The organism is Paenibacillus sp. NPDC058367 (assembly GCF_042723305.1).
Lineage (GTDB): Bacteria > Bacillota > Bacilli > Paenibacillales > Paenibacillaceae > Paenibacillus_AQ.
Genome location: NZ_JBHXIZ010000001.1, coordinates 368,334 through 386,143 on the forward strand (window position 1 = coordinate 368,334; position 17,810 = coordinate 386,143).

At 45.1% G+C, this 17,810-nt stretch carries 21 protein-coding genes; 2 read left to right on the forward strand and 19 right to left on the reverse strand.

The window, feature by feature from the left end:
- Positions 1-126 precede the first annotated feature (126 nt).
- From rnc to ACFWMP_RS01685, 10 genes are all read right to left on the reverse strand, one after another.
- Positions 127-831 carry a ribonuclease III gene (gene rnc / locus ACFWMP_RS01640; protein WP_042127220.1) on the reverse strand — a complete coding sequence of 235 codons (705 nt, stop codon included), beginning with the start codon at positions 829-831 and terminating at the stop codon, positions 127-129.
- 12 nt (positions 832-843) lie between these two features.
- A complete protein-coding gene (fabF, locus tag ACFWMP_RS01645; RefSeq protein WP_076282776.1) occupies positions 844-2,082 on the reverse strand; it encodes a beta-ketoacyl-ACP synthase II in 1,239 nt (412 codons plus the stop codon).
- Positions 2,083-2,300: 218 nt separating this feature from the next.
- Positions 2,301-2,534: an acyl carrier protein gene (locus ACFWMP_RS01650; protein ID WP_036686493.1), complete on the reverse strand. Its 234-nt coding sequence runs from the start codon at positions 2,532-2,534 to the stop codon at positions 2,301-2,303.
- Between the two features lie 224 nt (positions 2,535-2,758).
- Positions 2,759-3,508 carry a 3-oxoacyl-[acyl-carrier-protein] reductase gene (fabG, locus tag ACFWMP_RS01655; RefSeq protein ID WP_042187706.1) on the reverse strand — a complete coding sequence of 250 codons (750 nt, stop codon included), beginning with the start codon at positions 3,506-3,508 and terminating at the stop codon, positions 2,759-2,761.
- Positions 3,509-3,560: 52 nt separating this feature from the next.
- Positions 3,561-4,484, reverse strand: coding sequence for an ACP S-malonyltransferase (gene fabD, locus ACFWMP_RS01660; protein WP_042187705.1), 924 nt, complete (start codon positions 4,482-4,484; stop codon positions 3,561-3,563).
- 37 nt (positions 4,485-4,521) lie between these two features.
- Entirely contained in the window at positions 4,522-5,511 is a 990-nt protein-coding gene (locus ACFWMP_RS01665) for a beta-ketoacyl-ACP synthase III (RefSeq protein ID WP_139328492.1), read from the reverse strand.
- 8 nt (positions 5,512-5,519) lie between these two features.
- A complete protein-coding gene (gene plsX, locus ACFWMP_RS01670; protein WP_042187701.1) occupies positions 5,520-6,509 on the reverse strand; it encodes a phosphate acyltransferase PlsX in 990 nt (329 codons plus the stop codon).
- Positions 6,493-7,089: a transcription factor FapR gene (fapR, locus tag ACFWMP_RS01675; protein ID WP_042127208.1), complete on the reverse strand. Its 597-nt coding sequence runs from the start codon at positions 7,087-7,089 to the stop codon at positions 6,493-6,495. The genes plsX and fapR overlap by 17 nt, the downstream gene beginning before the upstream one ends.
- A 423-nt stretch (positions 7,090-7,512) precedes the next feature.
- On the reverse strand, positions 7,513-7,686 hold the full coding sequence (gene rpmF, locus ACFWMP_RS01680; RefSeq protein ID WP_019911234.1) for a 50S ribosomal protein L32: 174 nt from the start codon (positions 7,684-7,686) through the stop codon (positions 7,513-7,515).
- A gap of 69 nt (positions 7,687-7,755) precedes the next feature.
- Complete coding sequence (locus ACFWMP_RS01685; RefSeq protein WP_042187699.1) at positions 7,756-8,268, reverse strand: YceD family protein; 513 nt, start codon at positions 8,266-8,268, stop codon at positions 7,756-7,758.
- Between the two features lie 218 nt (positions 8,269-8,486).
- Between ACFWMP_RS01685 and ACFWMP_RS01690 the strand changes: the two genes are divergently transcribed.
- Positions 8,487-9,725, forward strand: a complete 1,239-nt coding sequence (locus tag ACFWMP_RS01690; protein WP_379421754.1) for a nucleotidyltransferase — start codon at positions 8,487-8,489, stop codon at positions 9,723-9,725.
- On the opposite strand, the gene ACFWMP_RS01695 is transcribed toward ACFWMP_RS01690, so the two are convergent.
- A complete protein-coding gene (locus tag ACFWMP_RS01695) occupies positions 9,715-10,752 on the reverse strand; it encodes a SepM family pheromone-processing serine protease (RefSeq protein WP_042187695.1) in 1,038 nt (345 codons plus the stop codon). The genes ACFWMP_RS01690 and ACFWMP_RS01695 overlap by 11 nt on opposite strands.
- 152 nt (positions 10,753-10,904) lie before the next feature.
- On the opposite strand from ACFWMP_RS01695, the gene ACFWMP_RS01700 reads away from it, so the two are divergent.
- Positions 10,905-12,131 (forward strand): nucleoside recognition domain-containing protein, encoded by a 1,227-nt coding sequence (locus ACFWMP_RS01700; protein ID WP_379421755.1) that lies wholly within the window; start codon positions 10,905-10,907, stop codon positions 12,129-12,131.
- Here ACFWMP_RS01700 and coaD read toward each other — a convergent pair.
- The 8 genes from coaD to ACFWMP_RS01740 form a co-directional block, all read right to left on the reverse strand.
- Positions 12,103-12,621, reverse strand: a complete 519-nt coding sequence (gene coaD, locus ACFWMP_RS01705) for a pantetheine-phosphate adenylyltransferase (protein WP_042187691.1) — start codon at positions 12,619-12,621, stop codon at positions 12,103-12,105. The two genes, ACFWMP_RS01700 and coaD, sit on opposite strands and share 29 nt — an antisense overlap.
- Positions 12,605-13,213 carry a 16S rRNA (guanine(966)-N(2))-methyltransferase RsmD gene (gene rsmD, locus ACFWMP_RS01710; RefSeq protein ID WP_042187689.1) on the reverse strand — a complete coding sequence of 203 codons (609 nt, stop codon included), beginning with the start codon at positions 13,211-13,213 and terminating at the stop codon, positions 12,605-12,607. The genes coaD and rsmD overlap by 17 nt, the downstream gene beginning before the upstream one ends.
- A gap of 591 nt (positions 13,214-13,804) precedes the next feature.
- Complete coding sequence (locus tag ACFWMP_RS01715; protein WP_379421756.1) at positions 13,805-14,260, reverse strand: DUF6773 family protein; 456 nt, start codon at positions 14,258-14,260, stop codon at positions 13,805-13,807.
- 377 nt (positions 14,261-14,637) lie between these two features.
- Complete coding sequence (locus tag ACFWMP_RS01720) at positions 14,638-14,742, reverse strand: sporulation protein YjcZ (RefSeq protein WP_081951108.1); 105 nt, start codon at positions 14,740-14,742, stop codon at positions 14,638-14,640.
- A 120-nt stretch (positions 14,743-14,862) separates the two neighbouring features.
- Positions 14,863-15,285, reverse strand: coding sequence for a hypothetical protein (locus ACFWMP_RS01725; protein WP_042187685.1), 423 nt, complete (start codon positions 15,283-15,285; stop codon positions 14,863-14,865).
- A 111-nt stretch (positions 15,286-15,396) separates the two neighbouring features.
- Positions 15,397-15,681 carry a holin gene (locus ACFWMP_RS01730; protein WP_339247685.1) on the reverse strand — a complete coding sequence of 95 codons (285 nt, stop codon included), beginning with the start codon at positions 15,679-15,681 and terminating at the stop codon, positions 15,397-15,399.
- A gap of 20 nt (positions 15,682-15,701) precedes the next feature.
- Positions 15,702-16,511, reverse strand: coding sequence for a glycoside hydrolase family 73 protein (locus ACFWMP_RS01735; protein ID WP_379421757.1), 810 nt, complete (start codon positions 16,509-16,511; stop codon positions 15,702-15,704).
- A gap of 579 nt (positions 16,512-17,090) precedes the next feature.
- Positions 17,091-17,699: a pentapeptide repeat-containing protein gene (locus ACFWMP_RS01740; RefSeq protein WP_076298872.1), complete on the reverse strand. Its 609-nt coding sequence runs from the start codon at positions 17,697-17,699 to the stop codon at positions 17,091-17,093.
- Positions 17,700-17,810 lie beyond the last annotated feature (111 nt).

Genomic DNA, 17,810 nt, shown 5'->3' on the forward strand with positions numbered 1-17,810 from the left:
CTAAAATAGCTTCAAAATGAAGCTTGGCTATTCTTTCGAAAAAGAGCAGCAACGGTCTGAGCTCCGCCTAAACGCCGGTATTCAGACCTTTGCTGCTCTCCTCCGCTTGTCCACATGATGCAAAATTCAGGCACCATCTTCTTTCAGATGCAACAGTGCAGCTGCTGCAGCCTGCTGCTCTGCTTCCTTCTTCGAGCGGCCGCTCCCTTTACCAAGTGAACGGTTAGTCATTAACACTTCAGAGACGAATTCACGCTCATGCGCGGGTCCCCGTTCTTCAATGATCCGATATTCCAACGTACCCATATTGTGCTGCTGAATTAGCTCTTGCAGTTCCGTCTTATAATCGGTCATCTGCATTTGCAGTTTCCCATCCGTCTCCACAAGTGGAAATACGTGATTATCAAGAAAAGACCGTACAGTTTCCAGCCCTTGGTCAAGATAAAGCGCTCCCACGAAGGATTCGAACACATCAGCCAGCAGGGCCGGGCGAGTACGTCCGCCCGTAAGTTCTTCCCCTTTTCCCAGCAGTACATAACGGCCAAAACCTAAACTCTCAGCGAACTTAACCAGCGAAGGCTCGCATACGATAGCGGCACGTAGCTTGGTCAGTTCCCCTTCAGGTCGATCTGGCAACAGATTGTACAAATATTCAGAAACCGTCAGCTCCAGTACAGCATCCCCTAGAAATTCGAGGCGCTCATTGTCCTGATGCTGATTGAAACGGTGTTCATTCACATAAGATGCATGGGTAAAGGCCTGCTTCAGAAGCACAGAATCGTGAAATTGGATTTGAAGTTGCTGTTGTAACTGCTTCAGTTCTCCTTTCACCGCGCTGTCCCCTTACTGATTATATTTTTTTAGAATAACTGTTGCGTTATGTCCCCCGAATCCAAACGAATTCGACATTACGATATCAAGATCCGCTTTACGTGGAACATTTGGTACATAATCCAAATCACATTCCGGGTCCTGGTTGTCCAAATTAATTGTTGGAGCAATCATGCCTTTTTGCAAAGAGAGTCCGCAGATAATAGCTTCTACTCCACCAGCAGCACCTAGAAGATGACCTGTCATGGATTTCGTTGAGCTAATAGCTACTTTATAGGCATGTTCACCTAATGCTTTCTTAACAGCAGCCGTTTCTGATCGATCTCCTACAGGCGTTGAAGTACCATGTGCGTTGATGTAATCAATATCTTCAGGAGAGATACCAGCATCACGGATTGCCATCTTCATGCAGCGAGCTGCACCATCTGGATCCGGTTCAGTCATATGGTGAGCATCAGCACTTAGACCATAGCCGATTACCTCAGCATAAATCTTCGCTCCACGTTTCTCAGCATGTTCAAGGGATTCCAGAATCAAGATCCCAGCGCCCTCTCCCATAACGAAACCATCGCGATCTACATCAAATGGCCGACTAGCCTTCTCCGGCTCATCATTACGAGTGGACATTGCTCTCATTGCACAAAATCCTGCCATTCCTGTTGGACGAATGGTCGCTTCCGAACCACCGCAGATCATAGCATCCGCGTCTCCACGTTGAATCAGACGGAATGATTCCCCAATGGAATGACTTCCTGTAGCACAGGCCGTCACTGTAGTCGTATTCGGTCCCTTTGCACCGAGGTTAATGGACAGCTGCCCAGAACCCATGTTAGCGATCATCATCGGGATAAAGAACGGGCTAACCCGTTTTGGCCCTTTTTCAAGCAACAGATTATGATTGTCTTCCCAAGTACCAAGACCACCGATACCCGAACCAACAGATACACCGATCCGTTCAGCATCGATATCTTCACCGATCTTAAGTCCACTGTCTCTCAATGCATCTTCACCAGCAGCCACTGCAAATTGTACAAAACGGTCCATTTTGCGGGCTTCCTTGCGGCCAAAAAGCGCCTCCGGATCAAAGTCTTTAACTGATGAAGCAATTTGCGTAGTGTATTCGCTGACATCAAACGCTTCAACCATCGATACACCTGATTTACCGCTCATCAGATTATCCCAGAACGTCTCCAAGTCTTTCCCCAGTGACGTAATTACGCCCATCCCGGTTACAACCACTCTATGACTCAAACACAATCACCCCATCTATAGGCTGTATACATTATATTCAGTACTTATATACTGCAAATTATTACTATATGAACAGCGATCACCGCATCATTAAAGCTTCTGCGGTTCTGTTATAATCCCTATGAAGCTGCACATGGCAACCTGTAATACAACTTTAATGCTGTATAAATGAGGAGAAGCCCCGCCCAAGTTGGAACGGGACTCTCAATCATATGACTCTAGGTATGAGATTGTATGTACTTCACAACTTCACCCACGGTCGTAATCGTCTCTGCATCTTCATCAGAGATTTCCATGTCGAATTCATCTTCCAATTCCATAACCAATTCTACTACATCAAGAGAATCAGCACCTAAATCATCTTTGAAAGACGCTTCTAATGTTACCTCAGCTTCATCGGCACCTAAGCGGTCGATGACAATGCGTTTTACACGCTCTAATACATCGGACATCCGGTTCACCTCCTCTTTTGGTATTATACGAGATATGAGGTCAAAATACCATAGACCGCAAAAAACGCTTTCCTGATCCCTCACATTTCATCTTTAAAACAGTGTAATTTCTCCCAAGCATAAACGCTTTCGGCGTCCTTATAAGGACAGTAAGTGTTTAAGCAAGAAATATAAAGATAAAGTATAGTGTGAAACTTATACTTTCTTATATTTTCAAAGGAGAATTACATATACATCCCGCCATCCACGTGTAGTGTCTGGCCGGTCATATAAGCGGCGCCTTCAGAAGCTAAGAAAACAACTGTCATAGCTACTTCTTCCGGACGCCCAAGGCGAGCTAGTGGAATGCCCTTCTCTAGCTCACTGCGAACTTCTTCAGAGAGCTCACGTGTCATATCTGTATCAATAAACCCAGGAGCAATACAGTTGACGGTGATGCCCCGCGAAGAAAGCTCACGAGCCGATGCCTTCGTTAAACCGATGACACCAGCCTTAGCTGCAGAGTAATTAGCCTGACCAGGGTTACCTGTCACGCCCACAACCGAGGAAATATTAATGATTCGGCCATAGCGCTGTTTCATCATCGGACGTGTTGCTGCTTTAAGGCAATTAAACACACCTTTCAGATTCGTCTCAATCACTTGATCGAACTCTTCCTCTTTCATGCGCATAATCAGGTTGTCCCTAGTAATGCCGGCATTATTGACAACAATGTCAATACGTCCCCAGGTATTAAGAACCTCTTTCACAAGGCTCTCGGCCTGTTCACTATTGCCGACATCTCCACGAAGTGCAATACCCTCCGAGCCAAGCTCGACAATACGGGCCACAGTCTCCTGTGCCGCTGCTTCACTTCCTGCATAGTTCACGGCCACCTTTACACCGTGTTCTGCAAGAGCAAGCGCGATACTACGACCAATGCCACGTGAGCCGCCAGTTACAAGGGCCGTTTGGCCCCGCAATGCTGAAAACATAGTCTAATCCCCTTTCAATCGTGATGCTGTTGTCAAAATGTTAAACCATTTCTTACAAAACAGTTTGGACACTTTCAAGTGTATTAATGTTGATTACTTTGACTGTTTTATCTATTTTGCGGATCAGACCTGCCAGAACACTGCCAGAACCAATCTCAACAAAAGTGTCAACACCATCCGCAATCAACCATTCAATACTGTCTTGCCAAAGCACAGGAGAATACACCTGACGAACAAGCAGTTCGCGAATTTCTTCGGGATCTGTTACCGGTGATGCAGTGACGTTAACGATGACAGGTACATTTGGAGTGTTGAAGGTTACTTTCTTCAACTCTTCTGCCAAACGATCTGCAGCAGCTCTCATCATAGAAGAGTGAAAAGGTCCACTTACTTCTAGCGGAATTGCCCGCTTGCCACCAGCTTCTTTAACACGCTGCACAACACCATTAACGCCTTCCTGAGATCCGGAAACAACGATCTGACCAGGACAGTTAACGTTAGCCAGTTCTACAACACCATTCTCTTCAGAGATAGTTTGGCATAATGCTGCCAGCGCTTCACGTTCTGCGCCAAGCACTGCAGCCATTGCACCTTGTCCTCCTGGAACAGCTTCTTCCATGAAACGACCTCTCAAGCGTACAAGTGTTACAGCATCTTCATATGACAACACACCCGCAGCTACTAGTGCACTGTATTCACCAAGGCTATGACCAGCAACATAATCCGGCTTCAAACCTTGTTCACGTAGAGCTTCAAGATAGGCTACGCTTGCTGTAAGAAGCGCTGGTTGCGTGTTTACCGTTTGCTTCAACTCACTGTCCGGTCCTTCAAAAATCAGCTTACTTAGTGGAAATCCGAGAACTTCATCCCCTTTCTCGAACACTGCACGGCTGTTTGGAAGAGCATCATAAACATCCTTGCCCATTCCAACTGCTTGTGCTCCCTGACCGGGAAAGACGAATGCAATTTTACTCATAAGTATGAACTCCTTCCCGTATAACGGTCTTAGCTTATTACCAGATCAACACAGATGCGCCCCAAGTCAAGCCCCCGCCGAATCCAACCATCAGGACGGTGTCGCCTTCTTTCATACGTCCTTCTTCCGCCGCTTCAACAAGCGCAAGTGGAATGGAGGCAGCCGAAGTATTGGCATATTTATCAACATTGATTACACATTTCTCTGGTGGCAAATCAAGACGCTGCATAGCGGATTGAATGATACGAATATTCGCTTGGTGAGGTACGAACAAATCGATATCTTCCTTACCCAGACCAGCTTTAGTAAGCACACGTTCTGTAGCTGAGCCCATTACACGAACAGCAAATTTAAAGACTTCACGGCCATTCATATAAATGAAATGCTTCTTATCTTCAACGGTTTGCTGAGAGGCAGGCAAGCGCGAACCGCCGGCTTCTAGCTTAAGCAAGTTCCCTCCAGAGCCTTCAGCACCCAGATCAAAGGATTGGAAACCACGACCTTCCGGAACCTCACCAATGATAACTGCACCTGCTCCATCACCAAACAAGACACAAGTATTGCGATCTGTATAATCTGTGATGCGGGATAAAGTATCCGCACCTATAATAAGTGCATTGTTGTACATTCCGTTCTGAATAAAGCCAACCGCAGTAGCTAAGCTGTATACAAAACCAGAGCAGGCTGCTGACAAGTCAAAAGCCGCAGCGCCTTTAGCACCCAGCTTATCCTGTAAAATACAGGCTGTAGAAGGGAAAGCACTATCAGGTGTTACTGTTGCAATAATAATAAGATCCAAATCTTCGGCTTTCATTCCAGCGGAATCAAGTGCCTTGAGTGCTGCTTCATATGCTAGATCAGAAGTTGCCTCGTGAGGCGCAGCAATATGTCTCTCGCGGATGCCTGTCCGACTGACGATCCACTCATCGTTAGTCTCCACTATTTTTTCCAGATCGCTATTTGTCAATATTTTCTCAGGTACATATTTGCCAGTTCCTATAATTCCAACCGGTCGCAACTGTCTCATGTCGTCACTCACTTCCCGCTAATTTCCTTGGATATACTTGGCACAAGATCGGCTTGTAGAGCAATCCGCGCTTGTCTTACCGCATTCTTAACTGCATTTCCGTCAGAAGATCCGTGGCCCTTCACTACCAATCCGCTAAGACCGAGTAGTGGTGCACCACCGTGCTCTTTGTAATCCATTTTACCCTTTAAAGCTCTAAGCTCCGGCATCAGCATAGCCGCGCCAAGCTTAGTCTTCAGGGAACGACTAAATTGCTCCTTGAGCAAAGAGAACAAAGCGCCCGCCGTACCCTCAAGAGACTTCAGCAAAATATTACCGGCAAATCCATCGCAGACAAGCACATCGCAATTCCCTGTCAGTACGTCACGTGCCTCAACATTACCGATAAAATGAATGCCTGGCAAGTTCTCAAGCAGCGGATAAGCTTCTTTCGTCAGTTCGTTACCCTTTCCAGGCTCCGTCCCTACATTCAGAAGTCCCACACGCGGCTTAGCAATACCATGAACCTTGCTCCGGTAAATGCTGCCCATCAGCGCATATTGTACCAGATGTTCAGGCTTCGCATCCATGTTAGCACCAAGATCAAGAGCCAGTACGCCAACATCGTCAAGCGTTGGAATCATAGGCGCCAGTGCAGGACGTTCAATTCCCTGCATCCGGCCAACTACGAGGAGTCCTGTGGTCATTAGCGCACCCGTGTTACCCGACGAAATCATAGCATCTGCTTCACCTTCACGCACCATTCGTCCAGCTACAACCATGGATGAGTCTTTTTTACGACGAACTGCCTTAACCGGCTCTTCATCTGAACCAATGACGTCTCCTGCATGACGTATTGTCAGATTAGATGGCTTGTCTTTGAGTAGTGGCTCTAATCTGGCTTCGTCACCAACGAGCACAATCTGCGTATCTTTCCATTCCGCGGCCGCGGACAACGCCCCCTCGACATTACATTCAGGAGCGTTGTCCCCGCCCATGGCATCAATGGCGATCAGCACTATGGTTACCCCCTTCACTGTGTTCATCATTTGCGGACCGATACACTATAAAATGGCCCTGAAACACTAGTTCTTCTCCGACATAGGTGAATACGTCCACCTCTGCTTTGCCACCCCTACCGGCGAGTGACCGCACCTGTGCTTTGGCAATACACTTCTCACCTAGCTGAACTGTGCGTACAAAACGTATATCGGCTGAAGCGGTCAGAGCAATTTCATCGTTGATTACGGCAACCGCAAGCGAGTTCGCTTGAGCAAACACATAGTGACCACGAGCGATCCCATTTCTAGAGAACACATGGTCTTCGCGAATCTCAAATATCGAAATCCCACTCTTGTCCAATTGTAAATCCACAATGTCTCCGATGACTTCATCCGCAGGCAAAGAGCGCACCTGATCATAGGAGTGCTCTGCCATTTGCTTCATTCGTTCACGCAGTTCCGGTATCCCCAGCTCCATTCGGTCTAACCGAATCGTCTGAATGCTAACTTTTAGCTGACGAGTCAACTCCCGATCCGTTACAAAAGGATTACCTGCGATTATATGTAGCAGCTGTTGCTGACGTTCTTTCTTGGACATCCGCTCGATTGCGGCTCACCTCCTGGCACGTGCCAAGCATAAACGCCTTCGGTGTCCTTATGGACGAAAAGCGTTTAAGCGAGAAATATAAGACATCAAGTATAGGTGCATAACTTATACTTTCTTATATTTTAAAGAAAGCATTCGGCCGCTTGAATGGCCGCTGTTATATTAGGTCAAATAACCATAAACATTATTTAGAACCAGGTACTAATATGTAGTATAAAGCATGCCGCACCAAAAATAAAGCATTGACTTCTGGGCGGCTTATGTTTGGATAAGCATAAACGCCTCAGCGTCCCTAATAGACGGTAAGCGTTTATGCAAAAAATATAAGGATAATGTATAGCGTGAAACTTATATATTCTTATATTTCAAAAAAAATAGTACTTCACCGATAGTGAAGTACTATTTATTCCGAAACTATTGTTTGATGATTTCTCTTGCTTTGTAAGTTCCGCAAACTTTACATACGTGGTGAGCCAATTTCAACTCTCCGCATTGTTCGCATTTCACCATGCCCGGCACAACCAACTTAAAGTGGGTGCGACGTTTGTCACGGCGTGTTTTAGACGTTCTACGTTGTGGTACTGCCATGTGTTCCACCTCCTTGTGATATTTCTGTCAGCCTGCTCCTCAGAGCAGAATGTGTTTTGTTGTAATGTTTCATTTGAAAAAGTCTTTCAACCCAGCGAGTCGAGGATCGATCACTGTGTTGTCGCAACTGCAGGTGCCTTCGTTCAAGTTCTGTCCGCATTTCTGACAAAGACCAAGACAGTCTGCCTTGCACAATACCGAATCCGGTAAGTGCAGTACGAAATTTTCTTCCACATAAGGAATAAGATCCACAACCTCATCCTTGACGTAAATGAGTTCCTCATCTTCGTCATCATCTGGAAGAACTGGCTGCTTAAGCCACTTGAAAGTCTCAGCAAAAGGAATGTTCAAATCACTTTTGACCTCCGTGAGACAACGTGAACATAACATGTCCACATCTCCACTCAGTTTTCCCACCACGTTCACACAATCGGTTCCCGCGGGCAGCGCTTTAAGGTCCACTGAGAGCGGAGCAACAGCTAGAATATCCTTGCGCCCTTTGACTACCTCGCTGACATCCACAACATCGTGAATATGTAACGGTTCGTCGGCATTCGCTAATTTGCGAAAGTGAATCTGCATAACTTATCACTCCCAAACAAACAAAATTTATTATACCTAGTATTATATACCTTTGTCAACCATTTTCCCTTTATATTGTTTCAGGAATTGGAGAGAATTATGATATAACTATTAGTGTAAATCAAAATGACAGCATATGCGAACTGAGTTTCTAAATATTAATCCTACTAATCTCCACTTATATTTTAAATAATGGTTACATACGGAGGGAAGCAGCAGTGACAACAGTTGGAATAATAGCAGAATACAATCCATTACATAACGGACATGTCCATCACTTCACCGAAGCCAAAAGACTATCTGGCGCTGAGCGCGCCATCGTCGTCATGAGCGGTCCCTTTACTCAGCGCGGCGAGCCGGCGGCGGTAAGCAAGCAAGCCCGGACAGAGATGGCGCTACGAATGGGCGCCGACCTCGTCATTGAGCTGCCGGTGGCCTATGCTGTACAGCCGGCAGAATGGTTCGCCTTCGGAGCAGTTGCACTGCTGGAAGCGACCGGAGTCGTGGACAGCTTGTGCTTCGGCTCCGAAGCCGGCACTTTGGGTTCGCTGCTTCCTCTGGCCAGGTATCTGGCAGAGGAAAGCAGCGAACTTCAGGGCGAGATCCGCCGCCGCATGGCGCTCGGAGCGAGCTTCCCCGCCGCGTACAGCGCAGCGGCGGCGGTGGCCTTTGAAGGGACTCTCCATGAAGAGGAGAGTCCCGGCGATGCTGGCGAGTTGCTGCGTCAGCCGAATAACAGCCTTGGCTTGCATTATCTCATCGCCTTGCAGCGGCTAAATAGCAAGATCGAGCCGCTAACCGTTCCGCGAACGGCAGCCGGATTCCATGATCCTTTGCAAGTTGACTCATCGATCGCAAGCGCCACTGCTATTCGCAAGCTGCTGCAAGAAGGCGGCTCTCCAGCAGCATACATGCCGGATTATAGCGTGTCCATATTAGAAAGAGAGCATGCAGCAGGTAGAGGTCCTCTGGAATTGGAGCATTTCCGAGGTCCCCTCCGTCACCTGCTCTCTACACGTACCGCTGCCGAGCTACGAACCATCCAAGACATGAATGAAGGCTTGGAGAATAGAATCCTTCGCCTTATGCCCGATCTTGAGCAATTCTCTATCTCGGGTTTGCTTCAAGCCCTTAAGAGCAAGCGTTATACGCATACACGACTGCAACGTCTACTACTGCACATTTTGCTAAATCATACAAAGGAAGAAATGACCCCTTCTGTACTAGCGGAGGGGCCCGGATATATTCGAATCCTTGGTTTTAGAGAAAGTGGACGAGTTCTCCTTAAAGAGATGAAACAAAAAGCAACCTTACCCATCATCATGCGGCCGTCACTGTGCTCCCATCCACAACTTGAACGAGACCTTCAAGCCGCGTCTGCTTTCGCAGGAGCTTTTCGAGAACCGCACAGAACCGATCTGTATCGCGATTATTTGGAACCTCCGGTCATGGTTTGACCGGTAGTTCCTCCATATACTTCAGTGCTTCATCCAGTGTCGATACGGGTACCAACTTCATAGATGTGCCGATTTTATCAGCTTTCGTTTTGGCTTCGTCGTAATTCTTAACAGGAACGAAAAAAATCTCCGCCCCTTCTCGATCCGCAGCAACAATCTTATGCTTCACTCCACCGATAGCACCAACCACACCCTCAGCGTCGATCGTGCCCGTTCCTGCAACCCTATGACCTTTGGTTAAATCACCAGGCGTAAGCCGGTTGTAAATCTCCATAGTGAACATCAGTCCTGCAGAAGGTCCACCAACATTCGTATCCACAAAGCTGACCGCTTTGCCTTGTTCTTTAGGTTTTACCTTTTGAACTGCGGCTATAGTGACTCCAAAACCAGGTCGGACTGCAGAACCTTCTTTATCTTTGATCTCGACAAGTGTCACTTGTTCCTTTACTTCCTTACCGTTTCTTTGTAAAACAACAGCGACCTGATCACCGATTTTTTTGGTTGAAAGTAAAGCAGAAAGTGCTTCTGGATCGGGTACCTTCTGGCCTTCTACACTTATGATTCTGTCACCCGGCTGGAATTGTCCTTTATTACTGGCAACCGGAACTGAAAAAACATACAAATAATCCACAACATCCTCATACGGAATTCCTGCAGCATGATAGGCCGCCTGAACGGAGTAAGATTGCGAGCTGTTCATATAAAAAACCTGCTCCGCAGCATACTCATCTTCAGACTTATCTCCTAACCGTGTTTCTTTCCGCACAACCTCTGAATTGGAGTTAAAAACAGAGGCGACCAGTAACGCCACATTAGCGTAACTAGCAGATACTGTAGTCATCATGAAGGTTCCTTCTTCAGCTGGATCAGCATTTTCCACTTTAATCATAGGGGCAACTTCAGAGGCACTACCCGGTTGATATACAATGTACGGGGTGTTCATAAAAACAAATACATACACGATAACTACAAACGTAAAGAGGTAAGCTGTGGCACGGAATCCCGGCCGATGCTTCAACTGCTTCACTACTCTTCCCTTCTTTCCCACGGCACAATTAGGAGTTGAATGTTTGAACTTCATTACCGCTTCGACTAGTGGTTTGGCATGATGGTTGTCTACTCTGCATAAATTGATAACACATCCGCTATGCCTTAAGTTATGAAGAGGTGATTCTAGAAATGAACAATATTAAAATACGCCGGCTAGCTAGTCGCTCCACACCTTTTTTATCTGGGGTGATCGCAATCCTGTTAGCCATTGCCATCATCATCTCACCAGAAAGCTCTTTCGAGGCTTCTCTCCGAGGGTTAAAGCTCTGGTGGACACTCGTATTCCCTGCACTTCTACCCTTCTTGATGCTGTCTGAGATGCTAACCGCTTCGGGCTTCGTACATGGTTTCGGAGTGCTCCTGGAACCATTGATGAAAAAGGTCTTTCGACTACCTGGCGCGAGTGGTTGGACTTTGGCGCTTGGGATCACCGCTGGATTCCCCGGCGGGGCCGGAGGTGTAATGCAGCTTCATAGGCAGGGCAGCATTTCGGACAAGGAAGCCGCTCGTCTTGCTTCACTTACGCATTTCGCCAGTCCAGTAACCCTGCTCATTGTGATTGGTGTAGCTTTCCTACATAGTCCTACAGCAGGTTACTTTCTACTTGCTATCCACTGGGTTTCAGGACTTCTGGCCAGTTATACAGACGCTCTTTTAAATGGCCGGCTAGACAATCCGCAGCCTTCTGTAAAGGAACGCACGAATACCAAACGACCTTCTTTATATAGTCGTGTCCAATTTGCAGCCACTGAAGCCAGATCAAGAGATGGCCGAAGCTTCGGTAGACTTCTTGGGGAGTCAGTAGCTACAGCGGTACAAAATTTGATGGTTGTGGGCGGTTACATGATTATGTTCGCCGTGGTCATCAATATCATAACTACGGTACTTCCTGCATTGCCAGCCGCTCTGCCAGCGAGCTTGCTCGAGATTCATTTAGGAGCCGACGCTATAAGCAAAGGGCTCTCGAGCATCGGAGCCGGAGCATCAGGTGTACTAGGCTTGGCCTTTCTCTCTGCTGCACTAGGCTGGAGCGGGCTCTGCGCGCAGCTACAGGTGCTGACGTTGCTTAAACAAGCAAATGTCCGATTCCTCCCCTATGCTGTCGTACGCCTGATGCATGGCGTTTATGCTTTTTTATTAACACTGCTACTATGGAAACCACTTTTAGTAATAAGTGAAGCCGCTTTGCCTGCGCTCGCTGATTCACAATCCATACCAAACAGAACCATTAATGTAACTGCCATATGGAGCTCTTTTCCTCAGTTGCTTAGTTTGCAATCGCTTCTGCTAATCATCCTACTGGCATTATCCGCAACGATCTATCTCGTTAGCGCTTTTCGCCATCGGCTCGATTAAATTTAAGCTTCATCGCCCGTTCCACCTCAGGCGTCACGAAGTCAGACACATTCCCACCAAAATGGGCAATTTCTTTTACAACGCTGGAGCTTAAATAGGAATATTTCGGATTAGTCATCATAAAGATCGTTTCCGCATCCGGATCCAGACTATGGTTGATGGATGCATTTTGCAGTTCATATTCAAAGTCAGTTACGGTACGAATACCACGTACAATGACTTGAGCATCTTTTTGACGAACATAATTGACTAATAGATCCCTAAAGCTGTCGATTTCCACATTGGGAATATCAGCTGTTGCCTGTCTTAAAAGCTCTGTCCGCTCTTCTACAGTAAACAGCGGGTTCTTACTCAAATTATTAAGCACCGTTACGATTAAACGGTCGAATTGCTTGGATGCGCGCCGAATAATATCCATATGTCCCATAGTCACGGGATCAAAGGTGCCTGGATAGATGGCAACACGTTCTTTTCTAATTTGCTGACTCATTCTCTACCTCCTCATCAGTCTCGCTTTCCACAGAAGGATTAGCTTCATACTGATAAATAGAAATTGTCGTTTCTCCGTATACGGCCTGACGCAGCCTATAAAATCCTGGGATATCCTCAGGATAGGCATAACTTGATTCATGCTCCAGAACAATGATTGCGTCCTCTTGCAGCATTCCTTTTTCTACCATAGATAGCATCAGCTCATCTCCGTGCTTCAATCGGTAGGGAGGATCTAGAAAAACTAAATCAAAAACACGTCCCCGCTTCTCCAATGCACTGAGTGCTCTTCCTGCTTCATTTCGATACACTTGCGCACTCGCTTCAAGATTAGTCGCCTTCAAATTGGCACGAATGGTGTCAATACTCTTGGGATCCATATCTACAAATACGGCACTTTCCATCCCTCTGCTTAAAGCTTCGATACCCAAACCACCTGTACCTGCGAACAAATCCAGTACCGCTCCACCTTCAAAATATGGACCGATCATACTGAATACAGCTTCCTTCACCTTATCGGTTGTAGGTCTTGTTCCACTTCCCGGCACACTTTTTAGTGGTCTTCCTTTTGCACTTCCCGATACCACTCTCACCGTCAATCACCCGCTCTATGTCTCTGTTTGTTATACCCAAAAGGGCATAAGTCCACGCCTATCGTAACACATTTGCGCGATGAAATAAAAAATTTGTCTAGATATGAAAAATGGAAAGATCAAGACTTTCTGATAAATAAGTCTTCCTTATGTATAAGACTGGGCTTCCAGGGACATCATGTAATTATCGACACCACAAATGTCGTAGACAACCGCGGAGCAGGCTTACGTTTCCCCATAAGCTCTTCGTCCGGTTTCTCCTCTCCCATGAAAGGGGCCCTAGAGATAGGGCCCCGAATTTATGTTTAAAGACATTAAAAGTTATTATTATATATGGAATAACCAATACAAAATTACTAGTATCGGACAATGAGTAAGAAGAACGCACATAGTGGCTTGCGAATGCTGCCGCCTTAGGAATACCCCAAATTTCTGCAATTGCCTCTTGGCTCAAAGATCACGGTCATAGGGAAATATAGGCTCTCGTGCTTATCCTTTCGGAGATCTGCGACGTGCCATATTTTCAGCAGCGTATTCAACTCCCTCCGATAAAATTAAAGCTCATAGATGAGGATAAAAAATCCGCGCATTTCATTCAACTGTATCATCACTACCTAATTCATCATCGATTTGCTGTTGTCTTTTTTTGTTTATATTCCGTAACACTAGGTGTGTAAGAAAATAAACAATTGTAAAAGATACAAAGATTAAAATAATGCTCCATACATTTCTTTCTCCCGCCAAAACTATAAGCAACGAAACACAAATTCCGCCTGAAATAATGCTGTTTATGAACAGCTTTTTATTTGTGTTTCTTCGGGAATCCCAAATATCAACACCAACAGACAAGTGCCGTATCGTTATATATATTCCACTACCAATTAAACAGAAAAACTCGACTGCAAATTGCTCAAACGGAGCATTCATTATGAATTGTTGAATCAGTACTGAAATCAGCAAACAATATACTAATATTTGATAAGCATCACTTTGAATCTTTCTTCTTTGAGATACAACTCGTTCATCATTCATTTTACTTTTTTTCATTATTATCCCTCCCTATAACCAGAATTATAATATATTTATTACATAATGCAATTTATATATTGCATTTAAATGTGAATAAAAAGCAAACTCACACAATAAATTCGCTAAAGAGTATATACATCACAAAAGGACCACCTTTCGGCAGCCCTTTGTTAGACAGTCACGTTCGGGGTTACATGATAGAAATAAAAGCTTCCCACCGTTACGACAATGATTAATACTACAATAATGGAAGAAATCCGGATCAGCATTTTTTATGTACTTCAATACGAGAGTAGAATCCTAACGACTTTTGCTTTGCATGGCATAAATCGAAATAGTGCCATAAAGAAAGTCTGCTTCCAGCACGAATGCCAGAAGCAGACTTTTTTATATCTTTAGAATATACATGCGCTCGTAATAATAACTAACAAGATGAACAACACTAAGATTGCGCCTGTGGAAGTAAAAGCGCCACCAACCCCGCCAAATTCTGCACCCATGAGAAGACCTCCTCCGTATTTTAGAATACATCATAAGATATGTAATCATCTTCTTAGAAGATTGGGCGAACGGTTAAAAAAAGACCCCACTGGCAACCAGTGAGGTTAAATGCTCTGCAATTAATCAGAAACTAAAATACCGTCAAAGCTTTCTGGACCCACACGAACTGTGCCGAGTAGATTAGATGAAACAAATGCTGTATAAGTGAGTTGAGGTGTGATTGCAGGTAAGAAATCGTCTGCTGAAAAGGTTATGACTTGCGGAGCCAAAATACTTAGACCAAAAGTTGAAGTAGCAGAATATATAAGCGGATCGGTCGGCAAGGTTCCCCTTACAATCGTAATTGTGATACCCACTAAAGCTAAAGGAAGCGTTACAGAGATCGTTCCTTTAAGCAGCACACGCGGATTTGTAGTCACTCCTGCAGTCAACAACCCAATCTGTCCAAACAGCTGTGGAGTATTTAGAACTGTTATAGGAATGGCTATAGAGTTGGCGAGGCTGGCATTTTGCGACGTTCTTGCATCAAGATAAGTTCCCATTGTTGCACCCCCTTTATAATTGACATAAGATAATATATTAGGGTTCTCGATAGATTGCATAGTCACAATACCTGTATAAAACGATTGTTTTATATAACTGATAGGCCGAGTCTATTTATCATCTGTTTTGGTTCCATCCCTTTTGTTAAAAGCAAGCTCAAATAACCCCGTCGCCGAAAGTCCTGCTAGCCCTCCAGCCCATAGCCGCAGGATCAGATTCATATCAGTGAACGGATAGGCCACTGCTCCAACCAGCAAGCCAATAGCTAATCCAACAACCGGTACAATATTCCGCGGAAGTCGCACGCTATTCTTCACAAGTTGTACAAGTGCCATTACGAAAACAGCCAGCACGGAAGCAAAGGCAAGCACACTGTTGAGAGCATCATTATACATGGTGTTTAATCCTCCTTATTTCATTTTCCACTACCAGAAGCAAGTAAGCCTGCACGGTTCAGCACTGTTATTATGCGATAGAAGTCATAACTGCCACCTGACGGTGTATCTAGCAGCCCTGCAGCACTCGCTGCTTTTACTGCCGCTTCAGCCCATGGGGGTACATTCATCACTGCTCGGCCTTCGATTAAAGTCACACGATCTGAAAGCTTAGTAATCGACTGGCCTTGTTCCTGCATACCTGTTTTTAGCGTATCCTTGCTATCCGTAAGGCTCACAATAAGAGCACGCAATTCTTTTATTTCCGTTTCCAGACTAGCCAGCCTTTGTTTATCCTCTGCCGACATTTCGTCATCACCTTCCTTGGCTTCATCATCATATTTATACAGATTGTAGGTATTCATGATTTGGATTAGCTTTGCTGCATAGTTTGGGTCGGTAGCATAACCAGCGGCAGCAATCTCTTGTGCGGCTACCTTGCCACTAGCACCAAGCACTTTGCTGTAAAGATTACGATTCCAAGAAACACCATTCACAATCAACGCGGAATGATCCGCAACAGATTCTCCCCAGTTGTTATAGGCCCGAAAAAGAGCTTCTACTTTAACAGCTTTACCATTAACATATTCAGTAGTTTGCACAGTAATACTACCGGCTGGTCCGCTACCTTTAATCCCAAACAAATTGTTGGCCTTAACAGTCAATCCGCTGCTGCCAAAGCCCGATTCCAGCGCCGCTTGAGCTATCGTTAGCGATGCTGGAACCTTGCTGATCTGCATGTCCTTCACAGCAAAATTTGCGATCTTCGCAATAAACTCGGTCTCCGTCATTTCATCACTTCCTCTCCTTTTATTAAATGCTGAGCATAATGAAATGCTTGTGCATATCCCTACTAATAGAGCGTCATTGCTAGATTCCATTCAAAATAAACGTCAAAACACGCGCCCAAAGAGCGCGTGTTAGTATTTGATAATTCGAATGTGACATAAGTAGCTGAAAAGAATTAAATGAAGCATGCAACTAACATAGGGCTATTGGTCCTGCTCACATGAGCAATTTACTTCTCGTAGATTCATAATATGTAATTATAAGTAAAATTGTCTTGAAGTTTCATTAAAACTAGCGTAACATATAGTATTAATTGACTATATAGGAGGGTCTAATAGACTATGCCTTCATATTACTTTAGAGAACTATGGACACCCTTACGCTGGGTAGGCATTAAATTTTTCCGTGATGACGAAGGTTTTCTTTGGATTAAATGGTGGGCCAAACCCAGAAAAAGACTGCGTTAACCGTTAAGCAAGCAAATATACATAAGAAGTTTCATACAATGTGCATATGTATTTCTTGATAACAATCTAAAGGGGCATCAACCGCTACAACATTAGCAGCTGATGCCCCTATTCCTAGTTCCCTACCTTAGCCCCAAAAGAGCGTGCTAACAGTACAGCCTGATCTATATCCATACGAACACCTTGCAGATCCAAACTTTTCAAATCAATTCCTTCAACAATAGCATCCCGTAGGTCAGCCCCCTTAAGCTTGCATTGAGACAGCTGTACACGGCTCAGATCAGCCCCTCGAAGATCACTTTTTTGCAAATTACAACCCATTAGATCGGCCTCAGTAAATCGAATCCCGCGCAGATCCTGTCTGCTAAGATTGGTATGTCTCAGGTTCGTGTAGGACCAGTCCCCGCCGATAAGTGTGATCCCGTCCAAATAAGCATTTGAGAAATCAGAGCCTACCATTTTACAATCTTCAAATTTCGATACGAACAGATTCGCACCCGTGAACTTACAGTTAGTAAAAGCCGAGCCTTTATGGTGTGATGCATTGAGCATGGCTCCAGTAAAATCGCAATCTATAAATCGGCAGCCGATGGAAGTCATCTCTTCCATAGAGCTTCCCTTGAAGGAACACTGCTCAAATGTACAGTTATTTAGTTCCCCGTCCTGTAGACTTCCTTGGTCAAAATTGTGTTTTTGGAACGTTTCATTAAGGTATTGGTACATGTTAAGTCTCATCACCTTCATTAGGATTAAATAAATTTATTCTTATTAAAAATAGCACTTTAGTAGATTGTTCTCAACAATCTCTTTCGATATAATTGCAAATAAACGATA

Excerpts from the sequence above, each read along its gene's own strand:
- ACFWMP_RS01665 (WP_139328492.1), bottom strand. The coding sequence starts at position 5,511 with ATGAGACAGTTGCGACCGGTTGGAATTATAGGAACTGGCAAATATGTA.
- fabD (WP_042187705.1), bottom strand. The coding sequence starts at position 4,484 with ATGAGTAAAATTGCATTCGTCTTTCCCGGTCAGGGAGCACAAGCAGTT.
- fabG (WP_042187706.1), bottom strand. The coding sequence starts at position 3,508 with ATGTTTTCAGCATTGCGGGGCCAAACGGCCCTTGTAACTGGCGGCTCA.
- ACFWMP_RS01735 (WP_379421757.1), bottom strand. The coding sequence starts at position 16,511 with ATGACGGAGACCGAGTTTATTGCGAAGATCGCAAATTTTGCTGTGAAG.
- ACFWMP_RS01685 (WP_042187699.1), bottom strand. The coding sequence starts at position 8,268 with ATGCAGATTCACTTTCGCAAATTAGCGAATGCCGACGAACCGTTACAT.
- ACFWMP_RS01700 (WP_379421755.1), top strand. The coding sequence starts at position 10,905 with ATGAACAATATTAAAATACGCCGGCTAGCTAGTCGCTCCACACCTTTT.
- coaD (WP_042187691.1), bottom strand. The coding sequence starts at position 12,621 with ATGAGTCAGCAAATTAGAAAAGAACGTGTTGCCATCTATCCAGGCACC.
- ACFWMP_RS01740 (WP_076298872.1), bottom strand. The coding sequence starts at position 17,699 with ATGTACCAATACCTTAATGAAACGTTCCAAAAACACAATTTTGACCAA.
- fapR (WP_042127208.1), bottom strand. The coding sequence starts at position 7,089 with ATGTCCAAGAAAGAACGTCAGCAACAGCTGCTACATATAATCGCAGGT.
- ACFWMP_RS01650 (WP_036686493.1), bottom strand. The coding sequence starts at position 2,534 with ATGTCCGATGTATTAGAGCGTGTAAAACGCATTGTCATCGACCGCTTA.
- ACFWMP_RS01725 (WP_042187685.1), bottom strand. The coding sequence starts at position 15,285 with ATGGGAACTTATCTTGATGCAAGAACGTCGCAAAATGCCAGCCTCGCC.
- rpmF (WP_019911234.1), bottom strand. The coding sequence starts at position 7,686 with ATGGCAGTACCACAACGTAGAACGTCTAAAACACGCCGTGACAAACGT.
- ACFWMP_RS01715 (WP_379421756.1), bottom strand. The coding sequence starts at position 14,260 with ATGAAAAAAAGTAAAATGAATGATGAACGAGTTGTATCTCAAAGAAGA.
- ACFWMP_RS01720 (WP_081951108.1), bottom strand. The coding sequence starts at position 14,742 with ATGGGTGCAGAATTTGGCGGGGTTGGTGGCGCTTTTACTTCCACAGGC.
- ACFWMP_RS01730 (WP_339247685.1), bottom strand. The coding sequence starts at position 15,681 with ATGTATAATGATGCTCTCAACAGTGTGCTTGCCTTTGCTTCCGTGCTG.